This is a genomic window from Streptomyces luteoverticillatus (genome assembly GCF_003970715.1).
Taxonomy (GTDB): Bacteria; Actinomycetota; Actinomycetes; order Streptomycetales; family Streptomycetaceae; genus Streptomyces; species Streptomyces abikoensis.
Window position 1 is genome coordinate 1,265,512 of sequence record NZ_CP034587.1, and the last position, 12,515, is coordinate 1,278,026.

The window sequence follows — 12,515 nt, forward strand, 5'->3', positions numbered from 1 at the left end:
CGTTCAGCCCGCCCCAGCGCCGAGGAGCCGCCGTCATGACCGTCCCGCTCGACCTGGACTTCTTCCGCCGCTTCCTCGACCGCGCCACCCGGGTCGTCGTCGCCGAGGCCCGGCACCTGACCGATCTCGACGCCGCGATCGGCGACGCCGACCACGGGGCGAACCTCAAGCGCGGCTTCACCTCGGCGGCCGAGGCCGTCGCCGCCGAGCCGCCCGCCACACCGGGCGCCCTGCTGACCGCCGTCGGCGCGCACCTGACGAACACCGTCGGCGGCGCGGCCGGGCCGCTGTACGGGACGGTGCTGCGCCGGATGGGCAAGGTGCTGGGCGAGGACGCGGTCGTCGCGCCCGAGACGCTGGGCCGGGCGCTGGCCGCGGCGGTGGCGAGCGTACGGCGGCTCGGCGACTCCGCGCCCGGCGACAAGACGATGGTCGACGCGCTCCAGCCCGCCGCCGACGCCTACGCCGAGGCCCTGGCGGGCGGCGACGCGACGGCCGCGCTGGAGGCGGCCGCGCGGGCCGCCCGCGAGGGGGCGGAGGCGACGGTGCCGATGCGCGCGCGGCGCGGGCGGGCCAGCTATCTGGGCGAGCGCAGCGTCGGCCACCAGGACCCGGGCGCCACGTCCTCCGCGCTGCTGGTCACCGCGCTGTTCGAGGCCACCGACCCGGAGCTGTGCGCCGTTCCCCCGGCGGCGGAGGCCGCGGCGGCCGGGCTGGAGGCGACGGCCGGGGAGCGGCGGCCCGGGCGGGTCGGCGTGGTGCTGGTCTCGCACAGCAAGGCCGTGGCCGAGTCGACGGCCGCGCTGGCCAAGGCCCTGTTCGGCGCGGGCGACCCGGCGCCGGTGGCCCCGGCGGGCGGGCTGCCGGACGGCGGGGTGGGCACCAGCGCGGAGCTGGTGCGCCGGGCGGTCGCACGGGTGGACGAGGGCGCGGGCGCGGTCGTGCTGTGCGACATGGGCAGCGCGGTCCTCACCGTCAAGGAGCTCCTGGACGCCGGGGAGCTCGGGGACACGCGCATCGCGGACGCCCCGTTCGTCGAGGGGGCGGTGGCCGCCGTGGTGACGGCCTCGGTGGGCGGCGACCTCGCGGCGGTCCTGGCCGCGACGGACGACGCGCGGACGTACCGCAAGCTCTGACGCGAGCTCTCCGAGGGCGGGGCGTCACGACACGGCGGCGGGCGACGGGCTTTCACGACGAAAGTCTGGAAATGTCTACGTGTCCCGCTCCCCCACCCGCGCGGAGGTACGAGCCGCGGTGTCGCGCCGACTGCTGCCGTTCGCACTGGTCCTGGCCTATCTCGTGGCCGTCGTGGTCATCGACCTCAGGACGCCGGCCTATCTGCGGCTCGACGTCTACGCGGCGCTGGCCCCGGTGACGGCCGCCGCCGTCTGCACCTACCGGCAGACGGTGTTCGTCGGGCTCGTCGACTTCTTCCTGATGGTGGCGCACCACGGGGTGCTGACCGCCGAGTCCTCGCCTGTCAACCGCGTCGGGTCGGTGCTGGGCAACATCCTCATCGTGGGCGCCGCCATCGCGGTCGCCCGGCTGCGGCGCGACGGCGACGCCCTGCTGGAGCGGGTCCGGGCCACCGGCGAGGCCGCCCAGCGGGCCCTGCTGCGACCGCTGCCGCTGCGTACCCACAGCGTGGTCGTCGACGGCTTCTACGTCTCCTCGCAGCGGGACGCCCTCGTCGGCGGCGACATCTACGAGGTCGTCGACACCCCGTACGGCACCCGGGTGCTCATCGGGGACGTGCGGGGCAAGGGGCTCGGCACGCTGGGGGCCGGGGCCGCGGTGCTGACGGCGTTCCGGGAGGCGGCCTACCACCGGCGGGACCTGGACAGCGGGGTCGCGGCGATGGAGCAGGGGCTGACCCGCTACCACCGCTCGGCCGAGTACCAGGCGCGCACGGCGGACGCCCACGCGGCGGAGGAGTTCGTCACGGCGCTGGTCATGGGCACCGAGGAGGACCCCGCCGCGCGGGACGGGTCGCCCGGCGAGGTGCCGGTGGTGTTCGTCGACTGCGGGCACCCGTCGCCCTTCCTGATCGGCGCCGACGGCGGGGTGCGCGAGCTGCGCGCGGCGGAGCCCGGGCTGCCGCTGGGCCTGGGCGAGCTGGTGGACGTGCCCAGGTCCCGGCAGCGGGTCACGCTGCCCCCGGACTGCCGGGTGCTGGCCTGCACCGACGGGGTGACCGAGGCCCGGAACCGGGACGGCGGCTTCTACCCGCTGGCCGAGCGGCTGGACGCGTGGGCCGCCCTGCCCACCCCCGAGTTGCTGGAGCGGCTGCGCGCGGACCTCGCCGCGCACACGGGCGGCAGGCTCCAGGACGACGTGGCGGTGCTGGTGGTGGAGCGGGCGCCGGCGTCCGAGGCGGGTCGGTGAGTGAGAACTCAGCGCCGGAGGAGCTCGAACGCGACGCCCGGCCGGCCGCCGAACCGCTCGGCCACCGCCGTCATGGTGCCCGTCAGGAACGTCCGGCAGTAGGTCTCCGGCTCCTCCTCGGTGAGCGCCGCGATATAGGTGCGGTGACAGAGCAGGGACCGCACGGCCCGTTCGAAGCCGGCGCCCGCGTCGACGGCGTGGGTGGGGTACGGGGAGCCGGCGACGGCCACGTACCGCACACCGTTCCAGGGCGGCAGGTCGTCCTCGACCAGGTCGGGGAAGATCCAGCGGTTGCCCGCGTCGGCGACGGCGTCCAGCGCGGCCCTGCCGACCGCCCGGTGGTCGGGGGTGTTCCAGTAGCCGCCGCCCGGCCAGGTGTCGTGGTGGTTGAGGGTCAGCACCAGCTCGGGGCGGTGGCGGCGGATCGCGGCGGCGAACTCGCGGCGCAGCGGAAGGCCGTATTCGATGACGCCGTCGATGTGGCCGAGGAACTCCACGCTCGTCACGCCGACGGCCGCCGCGCTCGCCCGCTGCTCCGCCTCGCGCAGGGGCGCGGCCTCGTTCGGCGAGAGCGCGTCGATGCCGGCCTCCCCGAAGGAGGCGAGCAGGTAGGCGCACGAGCGGCCGTCGTCGGTCCAGGCGGCGACCGCGGCCGAGGCGCCGTACTCCAGGTCGTCGGGGTGGGCGACGATCGCCAGGGCGCGGGTCCAGTCGGTGGGCATCTCGGCGAGGGGGGCGCTGGGGACGCTCATGACGGCAGCGTAGGCCGGTGGCGCCGTTCCTCTTCACTCTTCCTCGCGACACGCGGGAACCAGGTGGACGCGCGGTCCGACTATCTGGTCCGGGTCCGCTGCAATGGCCCCGGAACATCGAGCTTGTGGAGAGTTACTGATGCGCCCTCGTGCGTGGTGCGGTGTGCTGGCCGCTGTGGCCCTGTCGGCGACGGCCTGTGGTGGCGGTGGCGGTGAGGCGGAGAAGTCCGATGGCGCCGGGGCGGCCGCCTCGGCGCGGACCGGCTTCCCCGTGACCGTCACCGACTGCATGGGGGCGAGGACGACGTTCGACGCGGCGCCCAAGAAGATCGTCACCAGCAACGCCGCCGGCCTGGAGCTGCTGATGTGGCTGGGCGCGGGCGACAAGGTCGCCGGTACGGGCTTCCCGCCCGGCAAGGGCGCGCTGCCCCGGGAGTACACCGAGGCGGGGGCGAAGGTGCCGGTGCTCGGCAAGAGCGTGATCCCCAAAGAGAAGCTGCTCGGCTCGGGCGCCGACGTCTACGTGGACGCGTTCTCCTCCATGAAGAACATGGGCAAGATGGGCGACGCGCCCACGGCCGAGGAGTTCAAGGCGGCGGGCATCAAGCACGTCTTCCTGAAGTCCACGGCCTGCGCCTCCATGGCCAAGGCCCCCCGCACGGATCTCGCCGGCGTCGAGGCCGACATCGAGGAGCTCGGCAAGGTGACGGGCACCTCGGCCCGCGCGACCGAGCTGGTCGCGGGGATGCGCAAGAAGACGGACGAGGTCCGGGACGCGCTCAAGGACGTGCCGGCCGACAAGCGGCCCACCTACTTCCTCTTCGACTACGACGCGGGCACCAAGCAGCCGATGGCCGTGTGCAACCGCCAGGTGGCCAACGCCGTGATCGGCATGGCGGGCGGGCGGAACGTCTTCGCCGACTGCGACGGCGACTTCAAGCCCGTCGGCTGGGAGGACGTCGTGGCCAAGGACCCCGACTGGATCCAGCTGGCCGTCCGCAACCGGGGCAGCGAGGAGGCCAACAACAAGGCCTTCGACGAGGCCGCCGAGTTCCTCAGGACCTTCCCCGCGACCGCCGGCCTCAAGGCCGTCAAGGAGGGTCACTTCGTGCGGATCAACTCCGAGCGCACCACCATCGGCGGGGTGCGCAGCGCGGACACCGTGCGGGAGATCGCCCACACCCTCCACCCGGACCGGGTCAAGTAGATGACGGCGCTCGCCACCGCCGGGACGGCGGAGGAGGGGGAGCCGGGCGTCCGTACCGTGGGCGCCGGGTGGGCCTGCGCGGCCCTGGGCGTCCTGCTGGTGGCGGCGCTCGCCGCGTCCGTGTGCCTCGGCTCGACGCGGGTGCCGCTCGACGAGGTGTGGTCGGCGGTGGTGCGCGGGGTGAGCGGGCAGGAGCCCGCGCCCGGCACCCAGGACCTGATCGTCTGGCGGCTGCGGGTGCCGCGCGCGCTGCTGGCGGCCGTGGTGGGCGCGGGCCTGGGCCTGGTCGGCACGGCCGTCCAGGCCCTGGTCCGCAACCCGCTGGCGGACCCCTACCTGCTGGGCATCTCCAGCGGCGCGTCCCTGGGCGCGGTCTCGGCGATCGTGCTGGGGGCGGGCGCGGGCGGGGCGCTGGGGATCGGGCTGTCCTCGGCGGCGTTCGCCGGGGCGCTCGCCTCGTTCGCGCTGGTGTGGACGTTCGCCCGGCGCGGCGGCGGCTTCCGGCCGCTGCGCCTGGTGCTGGCGGGCGTGGGCATCGGGCAGTTCCTGTCCGGCTTCACCCACTACCTGGTGCTCCAGGCGGGCGACGAACAGCGCACCCACGGCGCGCTGTTCTGGCTGATGGGCTCCCTCGGCGGCGCCCAGTGGGCGACCCTCGCGCTGCCCGCCGCCGCCGTCGTGGCGGCCACGGCCGTGCTGCTGGCCCGGGCCCGTGCCCTCAACGCGATGCTGATGGGCGACGAGACGGCCGCGAGCCTGGGCGTCGACGTCACCCGGCTGCGGCGCGAGCTGTTCGTGGCCACGAGCCTGCTGACGGGCGTGCTGGTGTCGGTGTCCGGGGCGATCGGCTTCGTGGGCCTGATGGTCCCGCACGCCTGCCGGATGCTCGTGGGCGGCGACCACCGCCGGCTGCTGCCGGTGGCCGCGCTGTTCGGCGCCGTCCTGCTCACCGTCGTCGACCTGGTGGCCCGTACCGCCCTGCCCGACCAGGAGCTTCCGGTGGGCGTGGTCACCTCCCTGATCGGCGCGCCGACCCTGCTGTACCTGCTGGACCGACGTCTGGAGCGGCCATGAGGATCTCCGTCGAGGGCCTGGAGGTCCGGCTGTCCGGCCGGACGGTGGTCTCCGGGGTCGACCTGCTCGCCGACGAGGGCGAGATCGCGGGCCTCGTGGGCCCCAACGGCAGCGGCAAGTCGACCGTGCTGCGCACCGTCTACCGGCATCTGCGCCCGCACGCGGGCCGGGTGCTGGTCGGGGATGCGGACATCCGGGAGCTGTCGGCCGTCGAGAGCGCCAGGCGGGTGGCGGCGCTGCCGCAGGAGCGGGGCACGGACTTCGAACTGTCGGTGCGCGAGGTCGTCGCCATGGGCCGCACCCCCTACAAGCGGGCCTTCGCGGGCGAGGACGCCGCCGACCGCGACGTCGTGTCCGAGGCGCTGGCCCACGTGGGCATGGCCCACGCGGCGCGGCGCCGCTTCTCCGCGCTCTCCGGGGGCGAACGCCAGCGGGTCCTGCTGGCCCGCGCGCTGGCCCAGTCCCCCGAGGTGCTGGTGCTGGACGAGCCGACCAACCACCTGGACGTCCGCCACCAGGTGGAGCTGCTGACCCTGCTGCGCGCCCAGCGCCGCACCACCCTCCTCGCCCTCCACGACCTCAACGCGGCCGCCTCGGTCTGCGACCGCCTCCACGTCCTCCACGACGGCGCGGTGGTCGCCTCGGGCCCGCCCCGCGACGTCCTCACGGCCGAGCTGCTGGCGGAGGTGTTCGGGGTGCGGGCGGCGGTGGTGGAACACCCGCTGACGGGTGACCCGCTGATCGCGTTCGACCACCGGGCGCCGGCGGGGGCGGATCTGACGACGGCCGTATGACGGGGACCGTATGACGGGGACCGTATGACGGGGACCGGGCCCGGGCCGACGCGCGGTGGCCGACCCGGGCCCGGTCGGCCCGACGGGGCCGAGGAATCAGGTCACGGCACGACCGTCCAGCGCTGACGGGCGTCGTCGCCGCACTTCTCGATCGTCACATAGGCCGTTTCCCGCGCCGGCGGCACCAGGCACAGGTGCGCCCTGTCGTTGCGGAAGCGGAGGGTGCCGTCGCCGTACGTCTCCACCTGCCAGCGGTGGCCCGCGCCGTCCTCCCTGGCGCCGCGGTCGGCGCAGTTGTGCACCACGGTGCGCTCACCGGCCCCGGGCTGGTGGGGGTCCAGGAGGTCGACGCACTGTCCGCCGGCGCCGAGCCCCTTGAGCCGGACGAGGTTGTCGCCCCGGCCCGCGTACTGGATGTCCCAGCGCTGGGTGTTGGCCTTGTCTGCGCGGCTGGTGCTCAGCGCGGTGCCGTCGCGGTCGGACCGGCCGAAGGTGTCCAGGTAGAGGCCGTTCCACGCGCGCAGCCGGACCAGCTTGTCACCGGGCTCCCATGCCCGCGCGTCCACCGCGCGGGAGTTGTCCCACCACAGCTGGGCGGGGCTGTCGTTGCACGCGAGGGCGCCGACCGGCTCCCCGTTGCCCGCGCCGGTCAGACACAGATCCGGATGGACCGAGTTGTGCCAGCGCAGCGGACCGCCAGGGGCGCCCGGGTCGTCGGGGTGCCACTGGGCGAGGGGCGAGTCGCACGACAGCATGATGACGGACAGCGGGAGGAACGGGTTGAGACCGGGGCACAGCGGGGCGGCGGCACGGCCTGCGACGGCGCCCTGGGCGCCGGACGCGGCCGTGGGGCTGCCGCCGGCGGCGAAGCGGTACCAGTGCCCGCGCACGGTGCCCGCACGGAACCGCTGCCGGAGGTCGTACCGGTCCAGGCTGGTGGTCACCCGGTTCCCGGCGGTGTTCGGAGCGTCCAGGACCAATCCGGTCCGCTCGTTCTGGAGGGCCACGGAGAAGTTGTGCAACGGGTGGTCGGGCGCGGCCGGTACGGGGGCCGGAGCCGGTTCGAACTGGACGGGGTAGTGGTCCGCGCCGCGTGCCGCGGGAATGTCCGCGTTGTACCGGCGGGTGCCACGCGTGATCGCGTAGTCGAGTTCGCCGCCCCGCTGGTGGGTGGGGCGGTGCGGCCGGGCCAGCTGTTCGTCGGCCCGCAGGCGCAGGCTCCGCTCCCTGGCCTGCTGGTCGGTGCGGTTGCCGATGTTGAGGTTGAAGTCGCCGGCCATGACCCAGTTCTCGCCGGGCCGGGCGGCGTTGCGGATCGCCGTGAGCAGGTAGGGGACGTCCGTGCCGCGCGCGTGGATGTTGTAGTAGACGGTGTTGCCGATCCGGACGCCGAGGGCGCGGCGGTAGCGGTACTCGTTGCGGGGCTCGTTCCGGTTGTACAGGGGGTTCTCGATGACGCGGACCTCGGCCGCCGGGATGTGGGTGACCACCGCCAGGTTGACCCGGCCGCCCTGCCAGCGGTCCCGTCCCGTGGTGCTGTCGCGCTGCGGGTCGGTCTGGAGGAAGTACACGTGGCGGCGCTGGTGTTCGTAATCCCACTGCGTGTGGCTCACATGGTCCGGCAGGCCCGCCGGGAACGGGTGGCGGATGGGGATCGACTCACCGGTGTCCCGGGCGTGGCTCGGCTCGGGGGGCGGTCCGTTGCCGACCTCCTGGAGGACGACGACCGGGTGGTGCGTCGTCAGCGGCCCGACCTCGCCGTTCCAGCGGAGCCCGTGGTCGGAGCCCTGCATGTTGTAGGTGGTGAACGGCAGGCCGCCGTCGGACGGCGAGCTCGCCCGCCGGTCGTCCGCCCGCGCCGTGGAGCCACCCGGCCCGGGGGCGGCACCCGCGCCGACCAGCAGTCCTGCGGTCAGCAGCGCGGAGGTGAGGACGGCGGTGAACCGCCGCGGTGGTAACGGTAATCGCATCGTGGTCTCCCTCGTGGAGCGATCGGGGTACGGGCACGGACAATCGCAGGAACGATCCCTTCACCATCGGCGGGCCCGCGTCAAGGGCCCCTCGCGTGCCAGGCGTCCCCTCCTGTTCCCGCGTCCCGTTCCCGCGTTCCAGGCGGCTCGGGTCCACCCTGGTCACCGTCCGTTTCCGTGTTCCGGCGCCCCGAAGCGGCCGGAATGCGCTGGCGGACGTGCCCGGGACACCGGCAGGCTCGGAGCGTCCGTCAGGACATCGACATGACACCGTCATGACCGACATGAAGGGGTACGTTTCTTGACCACTCACCTTCGACACCGCGCCGCCCCAAGGAAGTTACTGGCGCTGCTGGCGGCGCTGTGCGGGATCGTCGTCGGCGCGACGGGGCTCGGCACGGCCCCGGCGGCGGCGGCCGATCAGCGGCACGCGATCTACGCCATCGCGCACCGGGTCGACACCCTGGACGGCGTGGACGCCGCGCTCAAGCACGGCGCCAACGCCATCGAGATCGACGTGTGCGCCTGGTGGAACCCGAACGAATGGCGCGCCTATCACGACTGTTCCTCGGCCGGTGACAACCGGCGGGGCCCCAGCTTCGACAGCATGATGGACCGCATCATCTCCCACGCCAACGCGGGACGCAGGCTGGCGCTGGTGTGGCTGGACATCAAGGACCCGAACTACTGCGGGGAAGCGCAGAACCGCGGGTGCAGTGTGGCCGGGCTGCGGGACAAGGCGCAGCGGCTGACGGCTGCCGGGATCCAGGTCCTCTACGGCTTCTACGAGTACCACGGCGGCAGCACCCCGGACGTCGGCGGCAGGGGCTGGAAAAGCCTGGAGGGCAGGCTCGGCCGCCTGGAGGGCATCACGACGACGGGGACCCGTGACCAGGCCCAGGGCGCCTTCAACCGCTCCGGTTCCGGGTTCCCGGCCGGTCACCGGGCGATGGACTACGGCGACACCGACATCACCAAGGGCTTCGGCAACTGCACGGAGGCCACGTACAACACGTGCGCCGAGCTGAAGAAGGGCGCCGGGGACCGCGCCGCCGGCCGGCTCGCGGCCACGCTGTCCTGGACGACCACCTACAACGACCCCTGGTACGTAGACAAGCTCCTGGGCGACGCGCGGGTGGACGGCATCATCGCGGGCTACGGCGCCTTCACCGGCGTGCGCGAGTACGACGACAACTGGAAGTGCGCCAACGCCGTCAACCTCATCCGCGACTGGGTCAACCGCCACAGCGGCACCCACCGCATGGCCACGGGCGCGGACCGCCTGTTCAGGTAACGGGTCGCCCCACGAGGCGACTTGAGGCCGTCGGCCGGGTATCCCGGCCGACGGCCTTTTCCTCGGGTCAGCAGTCCTACCGCGCGGTGGGAGCCAGGGCGCCGCAGTTCGTCTTGTAGCGGGCCACGACATAGCCGTCGATCTCGCCGCCCCAGTCGACGCACTTGCCCTTGGCGTCCAGGTGGACCGGCCCCGAGTACGAGGTGAAGAAGCCGTACTGTTCCTGCTTCGACTTCAGTTCCGCGTTGCGCTGGATCCAGGAGCCCACCCACAGCGGCGAGCCGGTCGAGGTGTTCCGCTTGGTGACCACACAGTTCTTGCCGGTGGCGGCGTTGTAGGCCAGGAAGACCGTCCCCCGGTCCGGGATCGGGAGCTGGTTGACCTGCTTGTATCCTGCGCCGCACTCCTGGTTGTACGCGGCGGCGGGGGCCGGGGCGGCGACGGCCGTCCCGGTGCCCGCCACCAGCGCGGTGACGCTCGTGGCGGCGGCGAGCAGCGCGGCCGCCGCGACGCGGGTACGTACAGCACGCTTCACTGTGTCCTCCGTGGGAGTCGCGAGTGGCATGGTGCCGGTTGAGACTCACCACACCCCGAAGGGGTTGCGCGCCCCTTCACCCACACGGCTAAGAACCGGCCACGTAGTGGCTGGGCCGCCCGTCCCGCAGGACGAGCCGTCCCACTCGCTCGGCCTCCTCCCGCCGCACCAGCCGCGCCGCGCCGTCGGGCATCCGCAGGACCGCCGTGTGCCAGGGCGTGGCCCACGCGTCGTCGGCGTCCAGCAGCCGGATCCCGAATTTGGCGGAGCCGGGCCGCTGCGGATGGATGGACAGTCGCACGGAGCGGGGGAAGTGGTCGGCGATGAGATCGCCCCACGCCCGGCTGCGGGCGATCACCCCGTACGCCCGCGCGCGGCACTCCCGCTGCAGCGCCGACCGGCTGCCCTCGAAGTCCGCGGTGTCCTCCACCAGGAACCGGGTGATGCCCCGGTAGAGCCTGGCCGTCTCCAGGTCGGCACGGGTCAGGGCACGCAGGGAGTCGAGGGAGGGTGCGTACGCCTCGACGACGAGGCGGCGCTTCTCGTCGTGCGGCAGATCGCCGTGGACCTGCCGCAGGTCGAAGGTGTCGAGGTGGGTGAGGCCCTCCCGCCCGATGAGGGCGCGCAGTTCGTCGCCGTAGGCGTCGATGTGCTCGTCGGGCACGTGGATGAGGTCGCCGAAGATGTGCCCGTCCGAGCAGATGACCAGGCGCGCGCCCGGCGCGTACACCTCGCCGATGCGGTCGCAGAGCCGGTCGAGGAAGGCCAGGGAGAGCCGCTCGCCCTCGTCGGGCAGATGACCGAGGACCTTGGCCGGATTCGGCGACTTGCAGGGGAAGCCGGGGAGCGTGAGGACGACCGGCTCGTTCGCGTCGGTGAACTCGCGTATCTGGGCGAGCTGTTCGGGGTGGTCGGCGGGGTCCGGGTCCGGGGAGGGCGTCCCGGTGGTGCGGTGGAAGGGCAGGAGCAGCCGGAGGATCCTGGCTTCGGGGGAGGTCGCGGCCGCGAGGGCCGGGGCGGTCATGGCGGGTATCACGTGCGGGGCCACTTCAGATCGCGGGGGCATGAGGGCGTGGTCGTGGGCGCGTCGACGGTGTCGGACGTATCCGACGTGCCAGACGTATCCGGCGTGCCGGACGTGTCGAAGGCGACGGGCAGCGCGGCCGTGCCCCGGCCGAGGACGGCGGGGATCCACTCGAGCTCGTCGTCGGGCACGGCGAGCCGCAGCCCGGGCAGCCGGGCGATCAGCGTGCCGAGGGCGACCTGGAGTTCGACGCGGGCCAGGGCGGCGCCCGGGCAGAAGTGGGTGCCGTGGCCGAAGGCCAAGTGCGGGCCCTGGGCCCGGTCGAGGTCGAGGACGTCGGGGTCGGGGAAGCGCTCGGGGTCGCGGTTGGCGGCGCAGAGGGAGACGATCACGGAGTCGCCGGCGGGGACGCGCGTGCCGTGCAGCTCGGCGTCCTCGGCGAGGAAGCGCCAGGTGGTGAGCTCGAAGGCGCCGTCGAGGCGGAGCAGTTCCTCGACGGCACGGGGCATGAGCGCGGGTTCGGCGCGCAGCCGCTCCAGGGCCTCGGGGTGGCGCGTCAGGGCCACGAGCGCGGTGGTGATCTGGTTGGTGACCGGTTCCTGACCGGCCACGAGCAGCTGGAAGATCATGGAGTCGAGCTCCTCCGGGCTGAGCTCGCCCTCGTCGCGGGCGGTGACGAGCCGGGAGAGCAGACCGTCCCCAGGGTGCTCGCGCCGGTCGGCGACGACCTCGGCGATGTAGTCCTGGAGGCCGCGCAGCAGCGCCTCGTAGGCCGGGCGGCCGGGGTCCGTGGGGCCGACGGGCGCGACGACCTTGCCCCACTCGCGGCGGAAGCGGGCGGCGAGGTGCGGGGGCAGGCCGATGACCTCGGCGAGGACCTGGAAGGGGAAGCGGGCGGCGAAGCACCGCACGAGGTCGATGCCATCCGGCCCTTCGGTGGGCATCGCGTCCACGAGGGCATCGGCCATCTCCTGAAAACGCGGCCGCAGCGCTTCCACGCGCCGTGGCGCGAAAGCATCGGTGATCAGGCGGCGCATGGCGGTGTGCTTCGGCGCGTCCTGGTGGAGGAGGTGGACCTGGAGCTGGGAGTGCTGGGGCTCGGGCATGATCGAGGCGCGGGCGCGCCAGCGGTCGTTGCCGAGCTCGTGGTTCTTGCCCAGCCGGGAGTCGGCGAGGGTCCGCTGCGCGGCGGCGTGCCCGGTGACCAGCCAGGCGGTGACCCCGCTGGGGAAGAGCACCCGGTGGATGGGGCCGGCCTCGCGCATCCGTGCGTACAGCGGGTACGGATCGCGCTTGTACTCGGGGCCGTAAAGGGGCACGGGGTCGGGCAGCGGCACGGTGGAAGTCTCCTCGCGAAGTGATGGACCCTTGAGGAGTCGTACGCTTCCGGGGGTGAGTTCCCAGCCATTTCGGCGAAGGGCGCGCCGGGTTCGGGGAGGGGCCCTCGATCTCCGGGTAGTCGGGCGCGGGGGCGCTCTGG

Annotated in this window: 11 protein-coding genes and 1 pseudogene; 7 read left to right on the forward strand and 5 right to left on the reverse strand. The window is 73.8% G+C overall.

Features of this window, described 5'->3' with window-relative positions:
- Positions 1-35: 35 nt before the first annotated feature.
- The 3 genes and pseudogenes from dhaL to EKH77_RS05110 all read left to right on the forward strand — a co-directional run.
- A pseudogene (dhaL, locus tag EKH77_RS33670) lies at positions 36-659 on the forward strand (dihydroxyacetone kinase subunit DhaL); the annotation flags it as partial.
- A gap of 99 nt (positions 660-758) precedes the next feature.
- Positions 759-1,136 (forward strand): PTS-dependent dihydroxyacetone kinase phosphotransferase subunit DhaM, encoded by a 378-nt coding sequence (locus EKH77_RS33675; RefSeq protein ID WP_276319255.1) that lies wholly within the window; start codon positions 759-761, stop codon positions 1,134-1,136.
- Between the two features lie 79 nt (positions 1,137-1,215).
- A complete protein-coding gene (locus EKH77_RS05110; RefSeq protein WP_126913244.1) occupies positions 1,216-2,385 on the forward strand; it encodes a PP2C family protein-serine/threonine phosphatase in 1,170 nt (389 codons plus the stop codon).
- Positions 2,386-2,393: 8 nt separating this feature from the next.
- Here the strand turns inward: EKH77_RS05110 and EKH77_RS05115 are convergent, their stop codons facing one another.
- Entirely contained in the window at positions 2,394-3,137 is a 744-nt protein-coding gene (locus EKH77_RS05115) for a PIG-L deacetylase family protein (RefSeq protein WP_126913245.1), read from the reverse strand.
- Positions 3,138-3,276: 139 nt separating this feature from the next.
- On the opposite strand from EKH77_RS05115, the gene EKH77_RS05120 reads away from it, so the two are divergent.
- From EKH77_RS05120 to EKH77_RS05130, 3 genes are read left to right on the forward strand one after another with little or no spacing between them, the layout of a single operon-like run.
- Positions 3,277-4,344 carry an ABC transporter substrate-binding protein gene (locus tag EKH77_RS05120; RefSeq protein ID WP_126913246.1) on the forward strand — a complete coding sequence of 356 codons (1,068 nt, stop codon included), beginning with the start codon at positions 3,277-3,279 and terminating at the stop codon, positions 4,342-4,344.
- The gene (locus tag EKH77_RS05125) at positions 4,345-5,418 is read left to right on the forward strand and encodes a FecCD family ABC transporter permease (protein WP_126913247.1); all 1,074 of its coding nucleotides are present in this window, start codon (positions 4,345-4,347) and stop codon (positions 5,416-5,418) included.
- Complete coding sequence (locus tag EKH77_RS05130) at positions 5,415-6,212, forward strand: ABC transporter ATP-binding protein (RefSeq protein ID WP_126913248.1); 798 nt, start codon at positions 5,415-5,417, stop codon at positions 6,210-6,212. The genes EKH77_RS05125 and EKH77_RS05130 overlap by 4 nt, the downstream gene beginning before the upstream one ends.
- A gap of 101 nt (positions 6,213-6,313) precedes the next feature.
- Here EKH77_RS05130 and EKH77_RS05135 read toward each other — a convergent pair whose 3' ends face one another.
- A complete protein-coding gene (locus EKH77_RS05135; protein ID WP_126913249.1) occupies positions 6,314-8,182 on the reverse strand; it encodes an endonuclease/exonuclease/phosphatase family protein in 1,869 nt (622 codons plus the stop codon).
- 301 nt (positions 8,183-8,483) lie between these two features.
- Here EKH77_RS05135 and EKH77_RS05140 point away from each other — a divergent pair, with 301 nt between their 5' ends.
- On the forward strand, positions 8,484-9,476 hold the full coding sequence (locus EKH77_RS05140; protein WP_126913250.1) for a phospholipase: 993 nt from the start codon (positions 8,484-8,486) through the stop codon (positions 9,474-9,476).
- A gap of 76 nt (positions 9,477-9,552) precedes the next feature.
- Here EKH77_RS05140 and EKH77_RS05145 read toward each other — a convergent pair whose 3' ends face one another.
- The 3 genes from EKH77_RS05145 to EKH77_RS05155 all read right to left on the reverse strand — a co-directional run bounded on the left by EKH77_RS05145 (position 9,553) and on the right by EKH77_RS05155 (position 12,372).
- The gene (locus tag EKH77_RS05145) at positions 9,553-10,011 is read right to left on the reverse strand and encodes a spore-associated protein A (protein ID WP_240667228.1); all 459 of its coding nucleotides are present in this window, start codon (positions 10,009-10,011) and stop codon (positions 9,553-9,555) included.
- Between the two features lie 88 nt (positions 10,012-10,099).
- Positions 10,100-11,035: an L-tyrosine/L-tryptophan isonitrile synthase family protein gene (locus tag EKH77_RS05150; RefSeq protein WP_126913252.1), complete on the reverse strand. Its 936-nt coding sequence runs from the start codon at positions 11,033-11,035 to the stop codon at positions 10,100-10,102.
- A gap of 8 nt (positions 11,036-11,043) precedes the next feature.
- Positions 11,044-12,372 (reverse strand): cytochrome P450 family protein, encoded by a 1,329-nt coding sequence (locus EKH77_RS05155; RefSeq protein ID WP_126913253.1) that lies wholly within the window; start codon positions 12,370-12,372, stop codon positions 11,044-11,046.
- Positions 12,373-12,515 lie beyond the last annotated feature (143 nt).